Origin of the sequence: Streptomyces cyaneus (genome assembly GCF_004028635.1) — a bacterium.
Classification (GTDB): Bacteria; Actinomycetota; Actinomycetes; order Streptomycetales; family Streptomycetaceae; genus Streptomyces; species Streptomyces cyaneus.
Genome location: NZ_RQJW01000028.1, coordinates 1 through 24,227, shown reverse-complemented (window position 1 = coordinate 24,227; position 24,227 = coordinate 1). Strand labels below are relative to the sequence as shown.

The window sequence follows — 24,227 nt, the reverse complement described above, 5'->3', positions numbered from 1 at the left end:
ATGCAGTCCTTGTCCCGCCCGCGTCGAACCTATTTCCTAGACGAAACGGACATTTCTCGGGTGTATGCCCGCGGACACAGGTGAGGACAGCCGACAAGACATGAGCAAGGCCCCGCACCACGGTCGTGGCCACTGGCCGAGGCAACTGGTAGCCACTGCGCCCGTACTGCCCATCCTGATCGTCTTCGTCATCGTGCTCGTCGACCTCATCTGCGGGTCGGGGATGACCTCGGTGCCGCTGCTCGCCGTGGGTCCCGCGCTCGCCGCGACCACGAACGGGCCGCGCGGAGTGCTCTGTGTGGGGCTGCTCGCCGCGGCCCTGGGCGCGACCCTCGGGGTCCGGGACGGCGGAGAGGACCGCGAGCTGGCGGTCGTGCTGGCCGCCCTGATGGCCGTCACCCTGGCGAGTGTCCTGGCCAGCTCGCTGCGCGGGCGGCGCGAGCGGGTGCTGGCGGCCGTCCGCTCCGTCGCCGAGGCCGCTCAGCACGCCCTGCTGCAGCCCGTACCGGCGACGGTGGGGCCGTTCCAGGTGGCCGTCCGCTACAGCGCGGCCGCGGCGGAGGCCCGGATCGGCGGTGACCTCTACGCGCTCGTGTCCACGCCGTACGGGGTCAGGCTGATCGTCGGCGATGTGCGCGGCAAGGGGCTGCCGGCCGTGGGGACGGCCGCTCTGGTGCTCGGTGTCTTCCGCGAGGCCGCCTACGACGAGCCCGACCTCCTCGCCGTCGTCGCGCGGATCGAGCGGAGCCTGGCCCGCAACCTGGGCAGCGACGACTTCGTCACCGCCGTGGTCGCCGGGTATCCGCGGGCGGGTCAGCTGGAGGTGGTCAACTGCGGTCACGCGCCGCCGCTGCTGGTGCGTGACTCCGTCGTCGTACCGGTCGATCCGGACCTCCCGGCACCGCCCCTCGGGCTGCGCACCCTCTCGGGCGAGTCCCCCGCACTGCAGGTGCTGCCCTTCGCCGACGGGGACCAGTTGCTGCTCTACACCGACGGCGTCACCGAGGCCCGCAACCACGGCCGTGAGTTCTACCCGCTCGCCGAGGGGCTGGCGCGGCACGCGTCCGAGGAGCCGGCCCGCACGGTCACCGCACTCCACGACGAACTGCTGGCCCACGTGGGCGGCCGACTGCACGACGACGCGGCCCTGCTGCTGCTCCGCATCCCGGTCGCCGCGGAAACGCCGGTAACCGGGGGCATTACGTCCTGCTCCCCCGTAGATGCGGTTCGGCATCGTCCTTAGGGGCGCGGGGCTGCACTGAGTGTGCGGCTCCGCCGCGCGGGCGCGACCAGCCACGACGGGTCGGCAGACGAACGACGGCACAGCCCGGCACCCCCTCACGGCTCTCCCTGCGGAGCGCCCCGTGCTAGAAAAGAGGCATGGCCGCAGTCCTCGGCCGCCTGCGCTCCCTGTTGAGCGCGCGCACCGTCGCCCGGCAGGTCTTCGTGCTGCAGGCGGCGATCGTCCTGCTCCTCGTCGCCGCCGCGGTGGCGGCCCTGGTGCTGCAGGTCCGCAACGACACCCAGCGGGAGGCCCGCAACAGGTCCCTCGCCGTGGCCGAGTCCTTCGCGAACGCGCCGGGCGTCGCCGAGGCCCTGGCCGATCCGGACCCGACCGCGCTGCTCCAGCCGCGCGCCGAGGCGGCGCGCGAAGCCACCGACGTGGACTTCGTCGTCGTGATGACCAGGGACGGGATCCGCTACACGCACCCCAACCCCGACCAGATCGGCAAGCACTTCGTCGGCACCATCGCACCGGCCGCGGCGGGCGGGGTCGTACGGGAGACGTACACCGGAACCCTGGGCCCGTCCGTGCGGGCCGTGGTCCCCGTGACCGACGGCGACGGCGAGGTCGTCGGCCTGGTGGCGGCCGGGGTGACGCTGGCCAGCGTGGGCGGGATCGTGGACCACCAGCTGCCGGTGCTGCTCATCTCGGCGGCGGCCGCATTCGCCCTCGCCACCGGCGGGACCGCGCTGGTCAGCCGACGGCTGCTGCGGCAGACGCACGGGCTGGGGCCGGAAGAGATGACGCGGATGTACGAGCATCACGACGCCGTCCTGCACTCCGTACGGGAGGGTGTGCTGATCCTGGACGACCGGCGGCGGCTGGCGCTCGCGAACGACGAGGCGCGCCGGCTGCTGGGGCTGGCCGCGGACGCGGAGGGGCGGACCTGTCTCGACCTCGGCATCGGGCGTGACCTGGCCGGGCTGTTCGCCTCCGGGCGGGACGCCACCGACGAGGTGCACCTGGCGCGGGGCCGGCTGCTGGCCGTCAGCCAGCGGTCGACCGACCGGGCCGGCGGGCCGCCCGGCAGCGTGGCCACGCTGCGGGACACCACCGAGCTGCGGACGATGACCGGCCGGGCGGATGTGGCGCAGGAGCGGCTGAAGCTGCTGTACGACGCGGGGCTGGAGATCGGCACCACCCTCGATGTCACGCGTACCTCGCAGGAGCTGGCCGACTTCGCGGTACCGCGGTTCGCCGACTTCGTCAGCATCGACCTGGCGGATCCGGTGCTGCGCGGCGGGGAGCCGAAGCTGGGCCGCACGGACATGCGCCGGGTCGCGTTCCGGGGGGTGCGGGAGGGCAGCCCGCTCTATCCGATCGGGAAGCTGATCCACTTCGCCCCGGCCACCCCTCAGGCCTTCGGCTTCGGCACGGGCCAGACCGTGCTGGAGGCGGACATGCCCGCGTTTTCCGGCTGGCAGGACCAGGATCCCGAGAACGCCCGCAGACTGGTCGACTTCGGGATCCACACGATGCTCACGGTTCCGCTGCTCGCCCGTGGCGTCATCATGGGCATGGCCACCTTCTGGCGCGCCGACCGGCCCGAACCCTTCGAGCAGGACGACGTCTCCCTGGCCGAGGAGCTGGTGGCCCGCGCCGCCGTCAGCATCGACAATGCCCGCCGCTACACCCGCGAGCACACCCTGTCGGTCACGCTCCAGCGCAGCCTGCTGCCCCGGGCCCTGCCCGCCCAGAACGCCCTCGACGTCGCCTACCGCTATCTGCCCGCGCAGGCGGCGCAGGGCGGGGTCGGCGGGGACTGGTTCGACGTCATCCCGTTGCCGGGCGCGCGGGTGGCGCTGGTCGTCGGGGACGTGGTGGGACACGGGCTGCACGCGGCGGCCACGATGGGACGGCTCCGTACGGCGGTCCACAACTTCTCCACCCTGGATCTGCCGCCCGACGAACTCCTCGGCCATCTGGACGAGTTGGTGGTCCGTATCGATCAGGACGAAGGCGACGGCGAGGCCGCGCCGGTCACCGGGGCGACCTGCCTGTACGCCGTGTACGACCCGTCCTCCGGGCTGTGCTCCCTCGCCCGTGCGGGCCACCTCGAACCGGCCCTCGTGCACCCCGACGGCCGCGTCGAGTTCCCTGCCGTCCCCGGCGGGCCCCCGCTGGGCCTGGGCGGCAGCCTGCCCTTCGAGGCGACCGGGCTGCGGCTGCCCGAGGGCAGCGGTCTCGTGCTGTACACGGACGGGCTGGTCGAGGACCAGAGGCGGGACATCGACGAGGGTCTGGAGCTGCTGCGCGGGGCGCTCGCCGCGGCGCCGCCGACGCACTCCCGGACGCCGGAGGAGACGTGCAAGGCGGTGCTGGAGGCCCTGCTGCCCGAGCGTCCGCGCGACGACGTCGCCCTCGTCGTCGCGCGGACGCGGATGCTCCCCGCCGATCGCACGGCGTCCTGGGACGTGCCGGGCGACCCCTCGGCCGTGGCCCGGGTCCGGGCGGCGGCCACCCGGACCCTGGACGACTGGGGCCTGGCGGAGGAGGCGTTCACGACCGAGCTGATCCTCAGCGAGCTGGTCACGAACGCCCTCCGCCATGCCACCGGCCCCATCCACGTGCGTCTGATCCGCGACCGCGCCCTGATCTGCGAGGTCGCCGACGGCAGCAGCACCGCCCCGCATCTGCGCAGCGCGGCCACGACGGACGAGGGCGGACGGGGCCTGTTCCTGGTGGCGCAGTTTGCCGAGCGGTGGGGCACGCGGTACACCGCGGACGGCAAGGTGATCTGGACGGAACAGCCACTGCCGCAGGGACCGGCACCCGCCTGACGCGGGAGCCGGCACCCGACTGCCCCAGGACGACTCGCGGGCGCTCAGTCCTGGTGCGCCTCCAGCGCCGCCCGCACCCCTGATTCGAGGGCCCCCTCGATCCACGACGGCTTGACGGAGGTGTGGTCCCCGGCGAAGTACAGCGGCCCTTCGGGCGTGCGGATGGCTTCCAGCAGCTCGGTGTGCTGACCGGGGAGGAGCACGGACGCCTCCCCGTACGCGTATGGATCGCGCAGCCAGCTCTGCGTGCGCCCGGCCCCCGTGTAGAAGACCTCGACGCGCTGGCCGTAGACCTGTTGCAGCCCCCTCAGTGCGTGCGGGTAGCGGGCGTCCTCGTCGAGGGAGTCCCAGCGGGAGGCGTCGTCGGCCCAGCTGTAGGAGGCGAGGACGACGCCGCCCTTGCTGCCGTCGATCGGGTGGGAGGGGTTGATCATGAAGCGGTTGGAGTTGTCGGAGACGGACCCGCCGCCGATGATGTGCGCCGCCTCGGGCTGGTCGCGGGTGGCCCAGCGGTTGGCGGCGTAGTGGGCGCGCTGCGCGTCGCTGATGTGGCCGTCCGGGACGGAGGGGTGGGCGCCGAGCAGGCTGCCGTCGGCGGGGGCCTTGCCCTTGCGGTAGTCGTCGTAGAGCCCGGGCCGTACGGCGTCGAGTTCGCGCTTCCAGTCGTCCTCGGTGAACTCCCACCAGCGCAGGCCGAATTCGAGCAGCACCTTGGTGGCGCTGTCGTAGTGCAGCTCGGCCACCGCGCGCCGCTTCTTGTACGACATCAGCGGGCTGACCTGCACCTGCCGCAGCCCCGAGAAGGGCACGGTGACGATCGCGAGGTCGGCGGTGAACTGCTCGCGCACGACCTTGCCGTCGCGGCCCTCGGAGACGGTGTCGATCCACACGTGCGGGCCCTTGGCGTCGACGTGGGAGGTGTCGTCGGCGCCGGGCCGGCCGGGGGCCCAGTACTCGATGTGGGTCGCGCGCCGGTCCAGGCGCAGGACGTCGGCGACCTCCTTCAGCAGCGCGTCCGGCAGGGTCGCCGTGCCGCCGACCAGCTCCCAGAACTCGGTGTCGGGGCTGATCAGGGACTGGCTGATGAAGCTGTGGATGAAGGACAGCGGCAGCCGCGAGGTGAGGTTCTCCAGGGTGCCGATCAGGTCGATGGTCCGCTCGTCGAAGCCGGCCTCCTCGGTGAGGAACCGGTACATCGACCAGTCGCCGTACTTCTGCACGACCCGCGCCCAGCCCTTGACCCGCTCCGGCATCGGCTTGTCGACGCGCTTGCCGTCCGCCCCGACCGTGCTGAACTCGTCGCGTACGGGATCCAGGGCGCGGCGCAGGATGGTCGAGGAGGGCGTGTCCCAGTACTCGCGGGGGACGCCGAAGGAGCGGTTGATCCTGCGGGGCGCCTTTGCGTACTCGGAGCGGCGCACGCGGACGCCGTTGACGTGCAGCCAGGCGTTGTTGACGGGTTTGCCCTCGCCGTCGACGTCGACGAGATGGAACCGGCGTCGCTTGACGCCCAGCTGGTCGAGCAGGCTCATCACCAGCGGATGGCTGCCGGGGATGCGCATGGCACCGGCCTCCGCGTACTGGACCGGATCGGCGAAGGCCTGCGCCGCCTGCTCGTGCCCGCCGGTGCGGAAGGTCTTGATCCGGCCGCCGACCCGGTTGCCGTTGGCCTCGACGAGCGTGACATGGTGCCCGGCCCGCTTCAGCAGCCAGGCGGCCACCAGACCGGCGGGACCGGCGCCGACGACGAGGATTCTCCTCGCGGTCTTCGTCTTCGCGCGCGGCAGCCCGGAGTCCAGGATCGTCCGGTACGTCGGCACGAGCGGCCGGTCGCGGTCGTCGACCACCAGCAGAGCGCGGGCGACCGCCAGGCAGGTGTCCCAGTCGGCGGTGGTACGCGGGGACGCCTGCGGAGGTACGGCGGGTGCGGCGACGGCCGCGGTGGGAGTCAACGCGGCCAGGGCGGCCGTCGTGGCGGTCCTGGTGGTGAACTGCCGTCGGGAGAGGGAAGTCGGGCCGACAGGGGCGCGGTGATTGTCCATGTGCCCTGGATACGGGGGGAGTTGGGGGGTAGGTGGCCCATCGGCCAGTTCATCACCTGAACGGGCAAGCGCATCATCGCGCACCCGCGCCGGACGTGCGTCCGCACGCGGGTTTGTAAAGCGCATATGACGAAACCGTTGACGGGGGCATGGCCCACTTTTATGTTCTGTCCCAATCACGATCGGAATCACGAACTCCGTTCGAAATTACGGACAGGGACGGTCTCGAATGCCCCGGATGTCTCACCCGCCGCTCAGGAAGCGCCGCAGATCACTGATCCTCTGCGTACTCGCGGCGCTCCTCGCCCTGGTGGCGACCACGCAGCCGGCGTCCGCGGCGGACGGCCGCCCGTACACGAACCCGCTGAAGTCGTTCAAGGGCGCCGACCCGTGGCTGCAGTACCACGACGGCAACTACTACCTGATCACCACGACGTTCACCGGCATCCTCGGCATCCGCAAGTCACCGACTCTGGCGGGCCTCGCCACCGCGCCCAACGTGCAGGTGTATTCGGACACCACGTCCACGCGCAACACCAACATCTGGGCGCCGGAGATGCACCTGTTCAACGGCCACTGGTACGTGTACTACTCGGCCGGACAGAGCGGCGTCGCCTGCTGCGACTCGCAGCGCACGCACGTACTGGAGAGCGCCGGCACCGATCCCATGGGGCCGTACACCTACAAGGGTTCGCTCACCGGGTCGAACCTCACCCCGGGCGGCTGGCTGATCGACGCGAGTGTGCTGCAGGCCAACAACAAGCTGTACCTCGTCGGCAGCGGGTTCATCAACGGCAGTACGCAGAGCCTGGTCATCGCGCCGCTGAGCAATCCGTACACCCTGGCCGGCAACACCTTCACCATCATCTCCAGCCCGACCCTGGACTGGGAGCGCTCCGGCAACCCCGTCAACGAGGGCCCCGAGCCGCTCTACCACAACGGCCGCACCTTCCTGACGTACTCCGCGAGCTCCTGCCAGACCGCCGACTACAAGCTCGGCCAGCTGGAGCTGACCGGCTCCGACCCGCTGAACCCGGCGTCCTGGACGAAGAAGCAGACCCCCGTCTTCCAGCGCAGTGATGCCAACAGCGTCTACGGCCCCGGTCACAACGGCTTCTTCACCTCGCCCGACGGCACCGAGAACTGGATCGTCTACCACGCCAACTCCGCGTCCAACGGCGGCTGCGGCAACGGACGCACCACCCGCGCCCAGGAGTTCACCTGGAACGCCGACGGCACCCCGAACTTCGGCACCCCCGTCGCCCTCGGCACCACGCTCCCCGGCCCGTCCGGCGAGACGGCGGCGACGCCGACGTCGTACACCCTCGTCAACCGCAACAGCGGCAAGTGCCTCGACGTCAACGGCGGCAACACGGCCGACGGCACCAACATCTTCCAGTGGAGCTGCACCGGCGGCGCCAACCAGAAGTGGAAGCTGGAGGACCTCGGTGACGACACCAACCGGCTGGTCAACGTCGCCACCGGCAAGGTGATGGACACCGCGGAGTGCTCCGCCACCGACGGCGCGGACATCCGGCAGTGGTCCTGGCTGAACAACAAGTGCCAGCGCTACCGACTGGTCTTCACCGCGAGCGGCGACTACGTGCGGATCGTCAACGAGTCCACCGGCAAGGTCGCCGACGTCGCCGACTGCGGCACCGCGAACGGCACCGACGTACGGCAGTGGACGTGGCTGAACAACAACTGCCAGCAGTGGAAGCTCGTCCCCACCACCTGATCACCCCCCTCTGATCCCCCACTGATCAACCTCTGATCACCTCTCTGATCCGGAGAACTCCCTTGAGACGCATAGCCGTACGGCTGCTCATGGCCGTCCTCGTCGCCCTGGCGGCCTGCCTCGCCGGGCCGGCCCCCGCCGCCCAGGCCGCCGTCCCCGACTCCCCCGCCGTGACCTACACCAACCCGATCGCAGAGAAGCGGGCCGACCCGCACATCTTCAAACACACCGACGGCTACTACTACTTCACCGCGACCGTCCCCGAGTACGACCGCATCGTGCTGCGCCGGGCGACCACCATCCAGGGTCTGTCGACCGCGCCCGAGACCACGATCTGGACCAAGCACGCCAGCGGCGTGATGGGCGCGCACATCTGGGCGCCGGAGATCCACTTCATCGACGGCAAGTGGTACGTGTACTTCGCCGCCGGCTCCACCAGTGACGTGTGGGCCATCCGGATGTACGTCCTGGAGGGCACGGGCGCCAACCCGCTGACCGCCACCTGGGCCGAGAAGGGCCAGATCAAGACGACCTGGGAGAGCTTCTCGCTCGACGCCACGACCTTCGTCGTGAACGGTGTCCGCTACCTGGCCTGGGCCCAGCGCAACCCGTCCGAGAACAACAACACCAGCCTGTTCATCGCCAAGATGGCCAACCCCTGGACGATCACCGGTACCCCGGCGGAGATCTCGCAGCCCACGCTGTCCTGGGAGACGGTCGGCTACAAGGTCAACGAGGGCCCGGCGGTGATCCAGCACGGCGGCAAGGTCTTCATGACCTACTCGGCGAGCGCGACCGACGCCAACTACTGCCTGGGCATGCTGACCGCGTCGGCGAGCGCCGATCTGACCAACCCGGCGTCCTGGACGAAGGGTACGCAGCCGGTCTTCAAGTCCAGCGACACGACCTCGCAGTACGGCCCGGGCCACAACTCCTTCACCGTCTCCGAGGACGGCAAGTCCGACATCCTCGTCTACCACGACCGCAGCTACAAGAACATCACCGGCGACCCGCTCAACGACCCCAACCGCCGCACCCGCGTGCAGAAGGTGTACTGGAAGGCCGACGGCACCCCCGACTTCGGCATCCCGGTGGCCGACGGAGTCACGCCGCAGCGCTTCTCGTCGTACAACTTCGCGGACCGGTTCATCCGGCATTGGGAGTACCGCGCCAAGATCGAGGCCAACGTCTCCCCGCTCGCGGACTCGCAGTTCCGCGTCGTGACCGGCCTGGCCGGCAGCGGGACGGTCTCGCTGGAGTCGGCCAACTTCCCCGGCTACTACCTGCGGCACAAGAACTTCGAGGTGTGGGTGGAGAAGAACGACGGCACGGCGTCGTTCGCGTCCGACGCCAGCTTCTACAAGCGGGCCGGACTCGCCGACTCCGCCGGGGTCTCCTACGAGTCGTACAACTACGCCGGGCGCTACATCAGGCACTACGAGTACCTGCTGTACGTCCAGACCCCGAGCACGGCGACGGACAGGGCGGACGCCACGTTCTACGCCCAGTGAGGCGTCTCACCGGGCTCACGCGTCTCACCAGGTGAGGTACAGACGGTACGGGGAGCGGTGGATCATCGTCGGTCGCATGATGACCGGCTGGTCCGCCGCCAACCCCAGTCCCGGCAGCCGACGGGTCAACTCCTCCAGCGTGAGCCGGAGTTGCTCGCGGGCGAGCTGCGCGCCGGGGCAGCCGTGCACGCCGAGCCCGAAGGCGAGGTGGCGCTCCGGGGCGCGGGTGATGTCGAACTCGTCGGGGCGCGGATGCCGGGCGGGGTCGCGGTTGGCACCGGCGAAAGCCACGAACACCGTTGCCCCGGCGGGGAGTTCGGTGCCGGCCAGGGTGACCGGGCGGGTGGTGACCCGGTAGAAGCCCTGGAGGGCGCTGTCGTAGCGGGCGCCCTCCTCGACCGCCGCCGGGATCCGGTCGGGCTCGGCGCACAGCAACTCCCATTGGGCGCGATGCCGCAGCAGATGCAGGACGGTCGTGCCGATCAGGGCGGTGGTGGTCAGATGGCCGGCGATCAGCAGGTTCTGGAGGTGGGCGACGGCCTCGTGCCGCTGCTCCAGGGTGAGTTCGCCCTCGGTGACCGATGCCACGATGTCCGTGGCCAGGTCCTGACGGGGCTGCGCGTGCCGCGCCCGTATGTACCGGTCGAGGATGTGCTGCATCGCGACCACGTCCTCGGCGGCGGCGATCTGCTCGCTCTCCTCCAGAGGACGGAACAGCAGCTCCTCCGCGCGATGCCCGCCGTGCACGACGGCGGGCACATCGACGGGGTCGAGACCGACGATCCTGCCGATGACATCGCCGGGCAGGCGCTGGGCGTACGCCGACATCAGCTCGACCCCACCATCGTCCGCGAAGGTGTCCACCAGGGCGGCGGCGCGCTCGGCGGCGTACGGCAGGACGGCGGCGACCCGGGCCGGGGACAGGCCGCGCACGAGGGGCGCGCGCAGTTGCTGATGCCGGGTGCCGTCGGTGGTCACGACGACGGGGCGCCCGCCGAACCCGCCGCCGAGGACGGCGAGCGCGGCGGGCGACGGCAGCACGTCCGGCCGCAGGCTGTTCGCCGAGGAGAAGTCCCCGGGACGGCGCAGGACTTCGCGTACGTCGGTGTCGCGGGCGACCAGCCAGGCGTCGAGCTCGGGGACATACATCAGCCCCTGAGCACGGCGGGCCCGGTCGTAGTGCGGGTACGGGTCGCGCTGCAACTCGTCGAGTAAGTCGTGCGGTTCACGGTCCATGAGGTCCCCTCCCGACAGTGGTCCGGGTCGCGCTCATGGTGCCGTACTCAGAAGACGACGGACCAGCCCTCCCGTCCCGCCTGCTCGGCGGTGTACGAAACGCCGTCCACCTTCAGGTGCTCGGCGTCGAGGAGGCTGATCTCCCCGCCGTGGTTGCCGAGTTGGGCGCCGCCGCCGAGACGGACGATGAGGCAGGCACCGGCGGGCAGCAGGCGGGGCGGCACGGCCGACCTCTTGCCCAGCCGGTCCTGGAGGTGCCAGCCGGTCAGGTCGACGGGGTCGGGCGAGGCGTTGAGGAGGGTCACGGTCTCGGCCTCGGGGTCACGGTCTCGGCCTCGGGGTCCCCGCCGCGCGGGTTGACCAGCGCCGCGACGATGCGGACGGGCCGGGTGCCGGGCACGGGGCGCGTTCCGTCGACGTCCCCGATGGCGTGGCCGGTGACGTCGTCCGTCTCCCAGGACTGGCTCTGGAACGCGAGGAAGACGCCGACCCAGCGGGACTGCGCCGGGAAGTGGATCAGCATCCCGCCGTCCTGCCAGACGCCGTCGTCGTCGCGGAAGCGGCGGCTGTTGCCCTGGTTCATATGGATGTCGTGGACGCCGTTGCCCGGCAGGAAGCCGAAGATCTTGTCCTTGGCCCTCGGTTCGGGCCCCCAGCGCTCGCCGAAGAGGTACACGCGGGCCTCCGGGTCGGCGACCGCGCGGCGGACCGAGTGGTCGAGGAGGTCGGCGAGGTCGTTGTCGGGGCCTTCGAGGTCCGCGGGCAGCTTCCGCATCCGGGCCGGGTCGAAGAGGTTGCCGCGCACGTAGTCGAGGTTCGGGCCGCCGGGCCCGGGCGGCAGGGTGTTCCAGCCGCTCCCGAGCCCCTCCAGGCGGGCCGTGACCGGGTGCCGGAAGTCCTCGCTGACGAAGTACAGCAGCTCGGAGGGCCGCTGCTGGGACAGGACGTTGACGGCGGCGCGATAGTTCGTGCCGTGCTCGTCGGTGAGGTGGATCTGGTAGTGCGGTGTGTCGTCGGCGCCCTCGCGCCGGGTGTCGACGGCTCGTGCGATCAGTACGCCGTAGGTCTTCAGCGGCATGACGACCAACTCCCCCGGGAGGCGGGCGGGCTGCCCGCCCTTGGCAGGAAGGGTAGGGCGCGAGCACCGCGCCGGAAGGCGACTTGACCCTGCGTACGTCTGCTCGCCGACAGCCCGCTGGGCCAACTGCATGACCCGTGTACGAGCACGCCGACGACCAGCTCCGATTCCCTAAGATCGCTCCGTGGTCACCTTCCTCCTCGAACGCACGGTTCCGCTCCCTCACGACGAGGCGTGGCGCCGCCTGACGGAGTGGCCCCGGCACGGCGAAGTGGTCCCGCTGACCCGCGTCACGGTCACCACGCCCCCGCCGACCCACGTGGGTTCCCGTTTCGTGGCCCGCTCGGGAATCGGCCCGCTCGCCTTCGACGATCCGATGGAGGTCACGGTGTGGGAGCCGCCGGATGCGGACACCCCTGGTCTGTGCCGGCTGGAGAAGCGGGGCAGGGTGGTGACGGGATGGGCCGAGATCGAGGTACGGCCGGGGCCGGGCGGACGGGCCCGGGTGGTGTGGCGCGAGGAGCTGCGGGTGCGCCTGCTGCCGGGGATGTTCGACGGCGTACTGGAGCGGGCGGCGCGGTATGTGTTCGGGCGTGCGGTGAACCGGCTGCTGAGGCGGGCATGACCCGGGTCGCGCGGGCCCGCTGGGAGGAGCACTTCGCGCGGGGACGTGGCTTTCGGGGCGTCAAGGAGCGGGAACTGCGGCTGCTCGGCGAGGCGGTACGGCCACGCACCGGCGCCCGGGCCCTGGACGTCGGCTGCGGGCTCGGCACCTATGCCGCCGCACTCGCGGGCCTCGGCTACGACACGCTCGCCGTCGACTGGGCGGACGCGGCGGTGGCGGCGGCCCGCGACCGGTACGCGGATCTGGAGCCCCGCCTGCGCGTGCGCCGCCTCGACTTCGAGGACGCCACCGAGGTCGCGGCGCGTCTGCCCCGGGCCGGCTTCGACCTCGTGACGATGCGGCTGGTCCTCGCCTTCATGACGGACAAGAGGGCGATCGCACAACGGGTGCGGGGGCTGCTGGCACCGGGCGGGACGTGGGTGGTGACGACGCCGCTGGCGGGCCGGCTGCCGCTGGAGCGGCAGTACATCGGGGTGACGGCGCAGGACGTTGCGGCGGTGACGGAGGGGTGGGGTCGGGGTGAGTGGTACGACCTCGATGCGGGCGGGGTGCGGTGTTTCGTGCTGCGCTCCTGAGCCCTGCACAGCGACCGTGCCGCAGTGGGCCGCATGACGCAGACAGGGGCAACCGGCATGACACCGGACGAGGTTGAGGAACTGGCGGTGGACGGGCTGCGGTGGATGCTCTCGGGTGCGCGGGACACGGGCGGCGGGGGGCTCGGGTGGCCCGTCAGGGACTCGGACGACGATGTCGACCCGATGTTCTACAACGGTACGGCCGGAGTCGTGCCGGTGCTGCTGGAGGCGTGGCGGCACTTCGGGGACGACACGTATGCCGACCGGGCGCTGCGGGCGGCCCGCTCGCTCGTGGACGTGGTCGACGAGTACCCGGACGACTCGCTCTACTTCGGTCGCACCGGGATCGCGCTGGTACTGCGGACCGTCCATCGTGAACTCGGTTACGCAGACGCCGACTCGGCCGCAGGTCGGGCTCTGGACGGCGTGCGGTCACGGTTCGACGGGACGCGCTGGGGTGACCTGTTCGAGCTGATGGGCGGCAACGCGGGCATCGGGCTGGGCGCGCTGGCAGCCGGGGACGCCGATCTGGCCGTACTCGCGCTGGAGCCGTACGCGCGGACGGCGGAGACGACCGCGTCCGGCGTCACCTGGGAGTGGCGGCTGGGTGTGGCGGAGCGGCTGCATCACATGTCGCACGGCACGCTCGGGATCGCGTACGCGTTGGCCGCCGTGGGGTCGGCGACCGGCCGCACGGACTTCGTCGAGCTGGGGCAGGCCGCAGTCGCGGACGTCGTGGCCCGCGACGAGGACGGTCCGGACGGTTTCCTCGCGCCGCACTCCGATCCGCAGCGCCGCCCCGACCTGATCGAGCGCCACAGCTACGGCTGGTGCCACGGACCGGCCGGCGACGCCCATGTCTTCCGGCTGCTGCGGGACCTCACCGCCGACCCCGCCTGGGCCGCCCTGGCCGAGCGCTGCTGGCACACCGTGACCCACTCCGGGCTGCCCGAGCGGCTGCGCCCCGGCTTCTGGGACAACAACGCCCGCTGCTGCGGCACAGCGGGTGTGCTGGCGCTGGCCTGCGACCGGATCGCCGAGCAGGGCGACTCCCCCGACTTCGCCCGGGTGCTCGTCGCGGACATCGCCGCCCACTCCGTCCGGGACGCCGACGGCGCGCGCTGGTCCAACGTCGAGTACCGCAACACCCCGAGCGATCTCGAACCGGAGCCCGGGTGGGCCCAGGGCAACGCGGGGATCGTCCGCGAGCTCCTGCGCCACGTCAGGATCGGCCGGGGCGGCGACCCGGCCTACGCGTTCACCTGGCCCGACCAGCCGGTACCCCGGGCTCAGGCCACCGACCCGATCCGCGCGGCCGGCGTGGACGGGGACGCCGCGTCGTGATGGATCGGCGTGTGCGCGCCGGTCAGTGAGACCCCGCTCCCCCCACGCCGGCTCGCGACGATCTCCGAGGCGATCGACAGGGCCGTCTCCTCGGGGGTGCGGGCGCCGAGGTCCAGCCCGATGGGAGACCGCAGCCGCGCCAACTCCAGCTCGGTGACGCCGACTTCGCGCAGCCGCTCATTGCGGTCCAGGTGGGTGCGGCGGGAGCCCATCGCGCCGACGTACGCCACCGGGAGGCGCAACGCCAGCTGCAGCAGCGGTACGTCGAACTTGGCGTCGTGGGTCAGGACGCACAGGACGGTACGGGCGTCCACGGACGTCCGCTCCAGGTACTTGTGCGGCCACTCCACGACGATCTCGTCGGCCTCCGGGAAGCGGGCCTTCGTCGCGAACACGGGTCGGGCGTCGCACACCGTCACGTGGTAGTTCAGGAACTTGCCGATCCGCACCAGCGCCGACGCGAAGTCGATCGCGCCGAAGACGATCATCCGGGGCGGCGGCACCGAGGACTCGACCAGCACCGTCAGCGGGGCTCCGCAGCGCGAGCCCTGCTCGCCGATCTCCAGGGTGCCGGTGCGGCCCGCGTCCAGGAACGCGGCCGCCTCCGCCGCGACCGTGCGGTCCAGTTCGGGGTGGGCGCCGAAGCCGCCCTCGCAGGAGCTGTCGGGGCGGACCAGCAGCGCCCGGCCCGCAAGCTCGCTCGGCCCCGACACGATCCGTGCCACCGCCGCCGCCTCGCCGCCCGCGGCCGCCCGCAGCGCGGCCGCGAGGACCGGGCGGGCCGGATCACCGGCCCGAACCGGCGTGACGAGGATGTCGATGATGCCTCCGCAGGTCAGGCCGACGGCGAAGGCGTCCTCGTCGCTGTAGCCGAAGCGTTCCAGGACGGTCTCGCCGTCCTCCAGCGCCTGTTGGCACAGCTCGTACACCGCGCCCTCCACACAGCCGCCGGAGACCGAGCCGATGGCCGTGCCGTCGGCGTCCACCGCGAGCGCGGCACCGGGTTGCCGGGGTGCGCTGCCGCCGACCGCCACCACGGTGGCCACGGCGAAGTCACGTCCCTGCTCGACCCACCGGTGCAGCTCTTCGGCGATGTCCAGCATCTGTCGGTCTCCTTAACAGCGGTTGTGTGAAGGGCGTTTCCCGAAAGGCGGGAGCCGGAGCCGGCTAGTGCACGCCCATCCAGCTCTCAATGGGATTGAGGGCGAAATAGACCAGGAAGATGCCTGTCAGGGCCCACATGAACGCCCCGATCTCCCGAGCCTTGCCCTGCGCGACCTTGATGGCGACGTACGAGATGACACCGGCGGCGACACCGGCCGTGATCGAGTACGTGAACGGCATGATCACGACCGTGAGGAACACCGGGATCGCGGTGGCCCGGTCGGACCAGTCCACGTGCCGCGCGTTCATCATCATCATGGCGCCGATGACCACCAGGGCCGCAGCCGCGACCTCGCCCGGCACGATCGCCGTCAGCGGGGTGAAGAAGAGACAGGCCGCGAAGAACAGACCGGTGACGACCGAGGACAGGCCCGTACGGGCACCCTCGCCCACGCCCGTCGCCGACTCGACGAACACCGTCTGGCCCGACGCCCCGGACACGCCGCCGATCGCGCCGCCCGCGCCGTCGATGAACAGCGCCTTGGACAGGCCCGGCATCCGGCCCTTGTCGTCGGCCAGTTTGGCTTCGGTGCCGACGCCGATGATCGTCGCCATCGCGTCGAAGAACCCGGCGAGCACCAGGGTGAACACGATCATGCCGACCGTCATCGCGCCGACCTCGCCCCAGCCGCCGAACTCGACGTTGCCGAAGATCGAGAAGTCGGGCATGGACACCGCGCTGCCGTGCAGTTCGGGAGCGCCGCTGGCCCACTGCTTGGGGTCGATGACGTCGAGCGCGTTGAGGGCGACGGCGAGTACGGTGCCGCCGACGATGCCGATCAGAATGGCGCCGGGGACGCCGCGCGCCTGGAGCATGAAGATCGCGAGCAGCGTGACGGCGAAGAGCAGGACGGGCCAGCCGGCCAGTTCACCGGCCGGGCCGAGGGTGACCGGGGTCGCCTCGCCCTGGTGCACGAAACCGGCCTTGTAGAAGCCGATCAGGGCGACGAACAGGCCGATGCCCATGGTGATCGCGTGCTTCAGCGCGAGCGGGATCGCGTTCATGATCATCTCGCGCAGGCCGGTGACGACCAGCAGCATGATGACCACGCCGTACATCACGCACATGCCCATGGCCTGCGGCCAGGTCATCTGCGGGGCGACCTGTGAGGCGAGGACGCCGGAGACGGAGAGGCCGGCGGCGAGGGCCAGCGGCACCTTGCCGAAGAAGCCCATCAGCAGCGTGGTGAAGGCCGCCGCGAACGCGGTCGCGGTGATCAGGGCCTTCTGCGCGAGGGTGTCCCCCGCCGCGTCCTTGCCGGACAGGATCAGCGGGTTGAGCAGGAGGATGTACGCCATCGCCATGAAGGTGGTGACGCCGCCGCGCACCTCGCGCGCGATCGTGGATTCTCTCTTCGTTATGTGAAAGTACCGGTCGAGCCAGGACCTGCCGGCCGGGACGCGGGTGCCTTCTCCCGCGTCTTCGGCTGCGGTCGCCGGCTCCAGTGACTGCTGGGTCATGTGGGCCTACTCCCAAGGTTCAAAGGGGCACCCGCGTGTTGCTTCTGGGGATTGCGGGATTTGGGAAGGTGCTTCGGCCGCACGACCCGGGGGACGGCCCGAGACGAACGAACAGGATCTCTACTTGCTGGTGCTGCTGCTTTCCGAACTGCCGCGAGCGGTGCGGCGGTCCGGGTACTCCGGGCGGCGCGGCGGAGTGTGTGACGTTCCCTGCGCCGCCCGGAGAGACTTGCCCTACGCGGTGCCCGTGAGGTGTTCGGGCCGTACCGGCGTCCGGTTCAACTCCAGGCCCGTCGCATTCCGGATCGCCGCGAGGACGGCCGGGGTCGACGACAGGGTGGGAGCCTCGCCGATGCCCCGCAGCCCGTACGGGGCGTGGTCGTCGGCGAGTTCGAGCACGTCGACGGGGATGGTCGGCGTGTCGAGGATGGTCGGGAGCAGGTAGTCCGTGAAGGACGGGTTCCTGACCTTCGCGGTCTTGGGATCGACGATGATCTCCTCCATCACCGCGATGCCCATGCCCTGGAGGGTTCCGCCCTGGATCTGGCCGAGGACGGACAGCGGGTTGAGCGCCTTGCCGACGTCCTGGGCGCAGGCCAGCTCGATGACCTTCACCAGGCCGAGCTCGGTGTCGACCTCGACGACGGCGCGGTGCGCGGCGAAGGAGTACTGGACGTGGCCATTGCCCTGGCCGGTGCGCAGGTCGAAGGCCTCGGTCGGCCGGTGCCGCCACTCCTCCTCGACCTCGACGACCTCGCCTTCCAGGACGTCCGTGAGGTCGGCGAGCACTTCGCCGCCGTCGGTGACGACCTTGCCGCCTTCCAGCAGCAGCTCCGCCGTCGCCCAAGCCGGGTGGTAGGAGCCGAACTTGCGGCGCCCGATCTCCAGGACCTTCTCGCGGACCAGCTCGCAGGAGTTCTTGACGGCGCCGCCGGTGACGTACGTCTGCCGCGACGCGGACGTCGAACCGGCGCTGCCCACCTGCGTGTCCGCCGGGTGGATCGTCACCTGCGCGACGCCCAGCTCGGTACGGGCGATCTGCGCGTGGACGGTGACACCGCCCTGGCCGACCTCCGCCATCGCGGTGTGCACGGTCGCGACGGGCTCGCCGCCGACGACCTCCATGCGCACCTTGGCGGTGGAGTAGTCGTCGAAGCCCTCGGAGAAGCCGACGTTCTTGATGCCGACCGCGTAGCCGACACCGCGTACGACGCCTTCACCGTGCGTGGTGTTGGACAGACCGCCGGGCAGCTGCCGTACGTCCGCGCCCTCGCTGGACTCCCACTGGCGCTCCGGCGGCATCGGCATCGCCTTGACGCGGCGCAGGAGTTCGGCGACGGGAGCCGGGGAGTCGACCGGCTGCCCGGTCGGCATGATGGTCCCCTGCTCCATGGCGTTCAGCTGCCGGAACTCGATCGGGTCCATGCCGAGCTGCTTGGCCACCTTGTCCATCTGCGCCTCGTAGGCGAAGCACGCCTGGACCGCGCCGAAGCCGCGCATGGCGCCGCAGGGCGGGTTGTTGGTGTAGAGGGCGATGGCCTCGATGTCGACGTCCTCGACGACGTACGGGCCGATGCTGAGCGAGGAGGCGTTGCCGACGACCGCGGGGGACGCGGAGGCGTACGCGCCGCCGTCCAGCACGATCCGGCACTTGACGTGGGTGAGCTTGCCGTCCTTCGTGGCGCCGTGCTCGTAGTGGAGCTTGGCGGGGTGACGGTGGACGTGCCCGAAGAAGGACTCGAACCGGTTGTAAACGATCTTGACCGGCTTGCCCGTCCGCATCGCCAGCAGGCAGGCGTGGATCTGCATCGACAGGTCCTCGCGGCCACCGAAGGCACCGCCGACGCCGGACAGCGTCATCCGGACCTTGCTCTCGGGCAGGCCGAGCACCGGGGCGATCTGCTTCAGGTCGCTGTGCAGCCACTGGGTGGCGATGTAGAGGTGGACGCCGCCGTCCTCGTCCGGCACGGCGAGGCCGGACTCCGGGCCGAGGAAGGCCTGGTCCTGCATGCCGAAGGTGTACTCGCCCTTGACGATGACGTCGGCCCGCTTCGCCGCCTCGGCCGCGTCACCGCGGAAGATCGGCTGGCGGTGGACGATGTTCGGGTGCGGGACATGGCCGCTGTGGTGGTCGTCGCGGCCCTCGTGGACGAGGATCGCGTCAGGGGCGGTCGCGGAGGCCTCGTCGGTGATGACGGGCAGCTCGCGGTACTCGACCTTGATCTTCGCCGCGGCACGACGCGCGGTCTCCGGGTGGTCGGCGGCGACGATCGCCACCGGCTCACCGTGGTGGCGTACCTTGCCGTGCGCGAGGACCGGGGTGTCCTGGATCTCCAGGCCGTAGTTCTTCACGTCGGTCGGCAGGTCGTCGTACGTCATGACGGCGTAGACGCCGGCCATGGCGAGGGCCTCGCTCGTGTCGATGGACACGATCTCGGCGTGCGCGACGGTGGAGCGCAGGATCTGCCCCCAGAGCATGTCCTCGTGCCACATGTCGGACGAGTACGCGAACTCGCCGGTGACCTTGAGGGTGCCGTCCGGGCGGAGCGTGGACTCACCGATGCCGCCCTTGGTCTGGGACCCCTGGGTGATCTTCGTGGGAGCGCCATTCGTTGGCATGTCGCTCAGACCGCCTCTCCCTGCCGGGCGGCCGCGAGGCGGACCGCGTCCATGATCTTCTCGTAACCGGTGCAGCGGCACAGGTTGCCCGACAGGGCCTCGCGGATGTCCGCGTCGGTCGGGTTCGGGTTGCGCTCGAGCATCTCGTCGGCGGCGACCAGCAGACCCGGTGTGCAGAAGCCGCACTGGACGGCGCCGGCGTCGATGAACGCCTGCTGGATCGGGGAGAGTTCGGTGCCCTCGCCGGTCTGCGAGTCCTGCCCCTTGGCGGCCCACTGCTGAGAGTCCTGCAGCGACGTACCGGCCTTCCCGTCCGCACCACAGGCACCGGTCGCGCAACCACCGTGCTCGGCACGCTGCTTGGCGAAGTCGGCCAGCCCTTCGACGGTCACGACCTCACGGCCCTCGACCTGCCCGGCGGCGACCAGGCACGAACACACCGGCACACCATCCAGCCGGACCGTGCAGGACCCGCACTCCCCCTGCTCACAGGCGTTCTTCGACCCCGGCAGACCGAGCCGCTCGCGCAGCACGTACAGCAGGGACTCGCCCTCCCACACGTCGTCGGCTTCCTGCGGACGTCCATTGACAGTGAAGTTGACGCGCATCAGGCGACTCCCTCCGTGTGGGCGGCGGTGCCGCGATACGACTCCCAGGTCCAGGTCAGCGTGCGGCGGGCCATGATGCCGACCGCGTGGCGGCGGTAGCTCGCGGTGCCCCGGACGTCGTCGATCGGGTTGCAGGCGCCGGAGCACAGCTCCGCGAACTGCTTGGCGACCGACGGGGTGATGATCTTGCCGTTGTCCCAGAAGCCGCCCTCTTCGAGCGCCGCGTTCAGGAACTCCTCGGCGGCCTTGGCCCGCACGGGCGTGGGCGCGGCCGAGCCGATCCCGGTCCGCACGGTCCGCGTCTCCGGGTGCAGCGCGAGCCCGAACGCGCACACGGCGATGACCATGGCGTTGCGCGTGCCGACCTTCGAGTACTGCTGCGGTCCGTCGGCCTTCTTGATGTGTACGGCCCTGATGAGCTCGTCGGCGGCGAGCGCGTTGCGCTTCACGCCGGTGTAGAACTCGTCGATCGGGATACGGCGGCTGCCGCGCACCGACTCGACCTCGACCTCGGCGCCTGCCGCGAGCAGGGCGGGGTGGGCGTCGCCGGCCGGGGAGGCGGTGCCGAGGTTGCCGCCGACGCCACCGCGGTTGCGGATCTGCGGGGAGGCGACCGTGTGCGAGGCGAGGGCGAGGCCCGGCAGCTCGGCGCGCAGGTTCTCCATGATGTGGGTGTACGGGACGGAGGCGCCGAGCCGCACGCTGTCCTCGCCGACCTCCCACTCGTAGAGGTCGCCGATGCGGTTCAGGTCGAGGAGGTACTCGGGCCGGCGGTGGTCGAAGTTGATCTCGACCATCACATCGGTGCCACCCGCAATCGGCACAGCGGTGGGGTGCTCGGCCTTTGCGGCGAGCGCCTCCTCCCAGCTGGCGGGGCGAAGGAAGTCCATGACCGGCTCTCTTCTTCGTCTCGTGGGTCGTACGGTTTGAGCCAGATCAGGTGCGGCAGTCCCGGCTCGTTCATGTGCTGTTAACGCGCATTGACGTCAGTACACAGCGCCGTGCTCCACCGGGGTCAGTCACGGAAACCATGAAGGAGTTGGCTGGCCAGGGCGGGCATCTTGTAGATTCGTATGAACGGAGGTCACCAGTAACCTCCTGGTTTTTCCGTGGAAACGTGAGACACAGCCCTTGTGACCAGGGACACAGCCGGAACACAGCTCGGCGGATGTCGGTCATCACGCACCGGCCCGCCGGACGGGCCGCTCACCACACGACCCTTCTGGATCCATCGTAGATTTCGAGACAAAGAACGGCGGCGACGAGAATGCGGCTGCGCGCACTGCTGGACACCGACGCGCTGGGCCTCAAGCTGCTCGGCGGCGAGGAAGAGCTGGATCGCACCGTGCGCGGTGTGATGACCACCGACCTCAGGGACCCCAGCCGCTATCTCTCGGGCGGTGAGCTGGTCCTCACGGGGCTGGCCTGGCGCAGGGACGCCGCGGACTCCGAGCCTTTCGTGCGCATCCTGGCGCAGGCCGGTGTGGCGGCCCTGGCGGCCGGCGAGGCCGAGCTGGGCGACATCCCCGACGACCTGGTGCTGGCCTGCACCCGGCACCGTCTGCCCCTCTTCGCGGTGCACGAGTCGGTGGCGTTCGCGACGATCACCGAGCATGTCGTACGGCAGGTCAGCGGCGAGCGGGCCGGGGACCTCGCGGCCGTCGTCGACCGCCACCGCCGGATGATGACGTCGGGCCCGGCGGGCGGCGGCCCGGACGTCGTCCTCGACCTCCTCGGCTCGGACCTGGACCTGCGGGCGTGGGTGCTGTCACCGACGGGGCGGCTCATCGCGGGCTCGAAGGTGGGCGGCCCGGCGCTGCCCGCGGACATGTGCGCGAAGCTGGCGGCGGAGCACCTGTCGGCCGCCCGCACCGGCCGTCGCGGCCCCCACCGCATGGCCATAGGCAGCACGCCGTACTCCCTCTTCCCGATCCGCAGCAGCGGCCGCTCCCCGCGGGCCTCGCGGGACGTGCGCGAGACGGTGCTGTCGGACTGGCTGCTGGCCGTGGAGGCGGACGCTAGCGACTGGCCCGAGGAGCGGCTCGACCTGCTCCAGGGCGTCACACAGCTGATCGCGGTGGAACGGGACCGCAGGGACGCGGCCCGCACGGTCCGCCGCCGCCTCGCCCAGGAGGTCCTGGAGCTGGTCCAGACGGGCGCGGCGCCCGCCGAGATCGCCGCGCGCCTGCGGGTGGCGGCACCGGTCCTCCTGCCCGGCCTGGGCGCGGCCCCGCACTGGCAGGTGGTGGTGGCCCGCGTCGAGTGGGAGGGCCAGGACACCGAGCCCGGCCCGATCGCCCAGTCCCTCCTGGAGGAGATCCTGGTCGACCCGCTCGCGACCGGCCCGGAACCCTCCGACCGCATCGCCGTGGCCCACACCGGCGACGAGGCCATCGCGCTCGTCCCCCTCCCCGCGGTCTCCTCGGAGCACGACGGGTCCGAGGCGGGGATACACGCGGACGCCCTCCTCGACTCGATCCGGGACGCGCTGTCGGCGGGCCTGGACGGCGACGGCCGGGTCACCCTCGGCGTGAGCGCGGCGGTGCACTCGGCGGAGGGCCTGCGCGGCGCCCTGGAGGAGGCCCGGCACGCCCGCCGGGTGGCGGCGGCCCGCACGGGCCGGGTCTGCGCGGCAGGCCACCAGGAACTGGCCTCCCACGTCCTCCTGCTCCCCTTCGTGCCGGACGACGTACGCCGAGCCTTCACGGCCCGCCTGCTGGACCCCCTGCGCGACTACGACCGCCGCCACCGCGCCGAACTGATCCCCACCCTGGAAGCGTTCCTCGACTGCGACGGCTCCTGGACGCGCTGCGCGACCCGCCTCCACCTGCACGTCAACACACTGCGCTACCGAGTGGGGCGGATCGAGCAGTTGACGAGCCGGGACCTCTCCCGCCTGGAGGACAAGCTGGATTTCTTCTTGGCATTGCGGATGAGTTGACCTCGCGCGGGCCCACGCGAGCCGCCGCACGGATGGCACCAAGTGCCGCCGCTGTCCCACGACTTTGTGAAATCCTTCACCCACCCTCTTGGCCGAGCGCGCGAATTCGTGCTGAGATGCCGCCACCACTCAACAGCTCGATGGCGTGCTCGGGGAGGGCGAGGTGGCGCATACCGCCATGTCTGGTAACGGAACGACTGCCGGTGACGATCCACTCCAGACCGCGGTATGGCGGCTGCGCTCACGCGCTTGCTGGGCGGACGCGGCGGCCCTGCTACAGCCGGTGACCGCTCAGACCGCGCTCCAGCGGGCGTCGCTGCTGGTGGAGCGCTGTCTCTACACCGAGCAGGGCTGGGAAGAGGCCGAGGACGCGCTGCGCACGGCCGAGGCGCTCGCGCACGGTGACGACGAACGGGGCGCGGCCGCTTGTGAACGCGGGCAACTTGCCTACGCGTCGACACTGCACGGAGTGCGCGACCGGGCCGACGAGGCGCGGGCCGCCCTCGGCCGGGCAGCGGCACTGATCCCTCCGGGGGCGGCGGGCAGGGCCTTGCTCGACTTTCGCCGAGGGCTCCTGGCGGAGAACCTCGCGCGCTCGCCCCAGGCGGCGCGGGCGGCTTACCGCCGGGCACACGCGGGGGCGACGGCGCACCCCGATCCCCTCCTCCTCTCCTTCACGTGGCGTCACTTGGCCGGACTCGCCCTCCGGGACGGCGAGTTGGCGGAGGCCCGGCACGGCTTCGCCGAATCCCTCCGCATCCGCGAGGAGTTGGGCTACCTGGTGGGCACGGCGCCCGCGCTGGCGTCCCTCGCCGATGCGGAGACCGAGCCGGAGGCCTCGCGGCTCCGCGAGGAGGCCCGCCGGCTGTTCCGCCTCCTGGGCGGCGTACCGACCTGGCTGGCCCACCAGCTGGCCCCCACACCACCGGCAGCGGGAGCGGCCACGGCGTGACGCAGGGGCCGCATCTCCTCGCCCCCGCCGCCCCTACCCTTCCCGTCCCTGGGGGCCTGCGGCCCCCAGACCCCCGCTTCGGCCCTGAACGGGCCTCGTCCTCAAACGCCGGACGGGCTGGAATGCCTGGACCGGCGTCGAGAAGCGAAGCCCCGTGGGCCCGCAGTCGCCCCCGGCGGGAAGGGGACGTGCCGGGGGGTGTCCGCCCGCAGTGGCCGGCGTCAACACGCAGCACCTCTTGACCTAAGGCGACCGCCGGTCCGAGGAC

18 protein-coding genes are annotated in these 24,227 nt (G+C 71.3%); 9 read left to right on the top strand and 9 right to left on the bottom strand.

The window, feature by feature from the left end; all coding sequences use genetic code 11:
• Positions 1-100 precede the first annotated feature (100 nt).
• Together EHO50_RS43315 and EHO50_RS43310 are read left to right on the top strand one after the other, a co-directional pair.
• On the top strand, positions 101-1,243 hold the full coding sequence (locus tag EHO50_RS43315; RefSeq protein ID WP_181449806.1) for a PP2C family protein-serine/threonine phosphatase: 1,143 nt from the start codon (positions 101-103) through the stop codon (positions 1,241-1,243).
• Positions 1,244-1,380: 137 nt separating this feature from the next.
• Positions 1,381-4,065 carry a SpoIIE family protein phosphatase/ATP-binding protein gene (locus tag EHO50_RS43310; protein WP_128437392.1) on the top strand — a complete coding sequence of 895 codons (2,685 nt, stop codon included), beginning with the start codon at positions 1,381-1,383 and terminating at the stop codon, positions 4,063-4,065.
• 44 nt (positions 4,066-4,109) lie between these two features.
• Here the strand turns inward: EHO50_RS43310 and EHO50_RS43305 are convergent, their stop codons facing one another.
• Entirely contained in the window at positions 4,110-6,107 is a 1,998-nt protein-coding gene (locus EHO50_RS43305) for a flavin monoamine oxidase family protein (protein WP_128437391.1), read from the bottom strand.
• A 238-nt stretch (positions 6,108-6,345) separates the two neighbouring features.
• Between EHO50_RS43305 and EHO50_RS43300 the strand changes: the two genes are divergently transcribed.
• The gene (locus EHO50_RS43300; RefSeq protein WP_128437390.1) at positions 6,346-7,845 is read left to right on the top strand and encodes a family 43 glycosylhydrolase; all 1,500 of its coding nucleotides are present in this window, start codon (positions 6,346-6,348) and stop codon (positions 7,843-7,845) included.
• 89 nt (positions 7,846-7,934) lie between these two features.
• On the top strand, positions 7,935-9,356 hold the full coding sequence (locus tag EHO50_RS43295) for a family 43 glycosylhydrolase (RefSeq protein WP_128437410.1): 1,422 nt from the start codon (positions 7,935-7,937) through the stop codon (positions 9,354-9,356).
• 24 nt (positions 9,357-9,380) lie between these two features.
• Here EHO50_RS43295 and EHO50_RS43290 read toward each other — a convergent pair whose 3' ends face one another.
• From EHO50_RS43290 to EHO50_RS43285, 3 genes are read right to left on the bottom strand one after another with little or no spacing between them, the layout of a single operon-like run.
• On the bottom strand, positions 9,381-10,592 hold the full coding sequence (locus EHO50_RS43290) for a cytochrome P450 (RefSeq protein WP_128437389.1): 1,212 nt from the start codon (positions 10,590-10,592) through the stop codon (positions 9,381-9,383).
• A 47-nt stretch (positions 10,593-10,639) separates the two neighbouring features.
• Entirely contained in the window at positions 10,640-10,897 is a 258-nt protein-coding gene (locus tag EHO50_RS46230) for a lamin tail domain-containing protein (protein WP_246101842.1), read from the bottom strand.
• On the bottom strand, positions 10,894-11,670 hold the full coding sequence (locus EHO50_RS43285) for a DUF2278 family protein (protein WP_246101841.1): 777 nt from the start codon (positions 11,668-11,670) through the stop codon (positions 10,894-10,896). The genes EHO50_RS46230 and EHO50_RS43285 overlap by 4 nt, the downstream gene beginning before the upstream one ends.
• 184 nt (positions 11,671-11,854) lie before the next feature.
• Between EHO50_RS43285 and EHO50_RS43280 the strand changes: the two genes are divergently transcribed.
• From EHO50_RS43280 to EHO50_RS43270, 3 genes are read left to right on the top strand one after another with little or no spacing between them, the layout of a single operon-like run.
• Complete coding sequence (locus EHO50_RS43280) at positions 11,855-12,295, top strand: SRPBCC family protein (protein WP_128437388.1); 441 nt, start codon at positions 11,855-11,857, stop codon at positions 12,293-12,295.
• Positions 12,292-12,870 carry a class I SAM-dependent methyltransferase gene (locus tag EHO50_RS43275; protein WP_128437387.1) on the top strand — a complete coding sequence of 193 codons (579 nt, stop codon included), beginning with the start codon at positions 12,292-12,294 and terminating at the stop codon, positions 12,868-12,870. The genes EHO50_RS43280 and EHO50_RS43275 overlap by 4 nt, the downstream gene beginning before the upstream one ends.
• 33 nt (positions 12,871-12,903) lie before the next feature.
• Positions 12,904-14,214, top strand: coding sequence for a lanthionine synthetase LanC family protein (locus EHO50_RS43270; RefSeq protein ID WP_128437386.1), 1,311 nt, complete (start codon positions 12,904-12,906; stop codon positions 14,212-14,214).
• Here the strand turns inward: EHO50_RS43270 and EHO50_RS43265 are convergent.
• The 5 genes from EHO50_RS43265 to EHO50_RS43245 all read right to left on the bottom strand — a co-directional run bounded on the left by EHO50_RS43265 (position 14,160) and on the right by EHO50_RS43245 (position 20,956).
• Positions 14,160-15,317, bottom strand: coding sequence for an XdhC family protein (locus EHO50_RS43265; protein ID WP_128437385.1), 1,158 nt, complete (start codon positions 15,315-15,317; stop codon positions 14,160-14,162). The genes EHO50_RS43270 and EHO50_RS43265 overlap by 55 nt on opposite strands.
• 64 nt (positions 15,318-15,381) lie before the next feature.
• Entirely contained in the window at positions 15,382-16,839 is a 1,458-nt protein-coding gene (locus EHO50_RS43260; protein WP_128437384.1) for an NCS2 family permease, read from the bottom strand.
• A 234-nt stretch (positions 16,840-17,073) separates the two neighbouring features.
• A complete protein-coding gene (locus EHO50_RS43255) occupies positions 17,074-19,458 on the bottom strand; it encodes a xanthine dehydrogenase family protein molybdopterin-binding subunit (RefSeq protein WP_128437383.1) in 2,385 nt (794 codons plus the stop codon).
• A 5-nt stretch (positions 19,459-19,463) separates the two neighbouring features.
• Positions 19,464-20,066 (bottom strand): (2Fe-2S)-binding protein, encoded by a 603-nt coding sequence (locus EHO50_RS43250; protein ID WP_128437382.1) that lies wholly within the window; start codon positions 20,064-20,066, stop codon positions 19,464-19,466.
• Positions 20,066-20,956 carry an FAD binding domain-containing protein gene (locus EHO50_RS43245; RefSeq protein WP_128437381.1) on the bottom strand — a complete coding sequence of 297 codons (891 nt, stop codon included), beginning with the start codon at positions 20,954-20,956 and terminating at the stop codon, positions 20,066-20,068. Before EHO50_RS43245 ends, EHO50_RS43250 begins: the two co-directional genes overlap by 1 nt.
• A gap of 377 nt (positions 20,957-21,333) precedes the next feature.
• On the opposite strand from EHO50_RS43245, the gene EHO50_RS43235 reads away from it, so the two are divergent.
• Positions 21,334-23,007: a PucR family transcriptional regulator gene (locus EHO50_RS43235; RefSeq protein ID WP_128437379.1), complete on the top strand. Its 1,674-nt coding sequence runs from the start codon at positions 21,334-21,336 to the stop codon at positions 23,005-23,007.
• 163 nt (positions 23,008-23,170) lie between these two features.
• Positions 23,171-23,959, top strand: coding sequence for a hypothetical protein (locus tag EHO50_RS43230; RefSeq protein ID WP_128437378.1), 789 nt, complete (start codon positions 23,171-23,173; stop codon positions 23,957-23,959).
• Positions 23,960-24,227 lie beyond the last annotated feature (268 nt).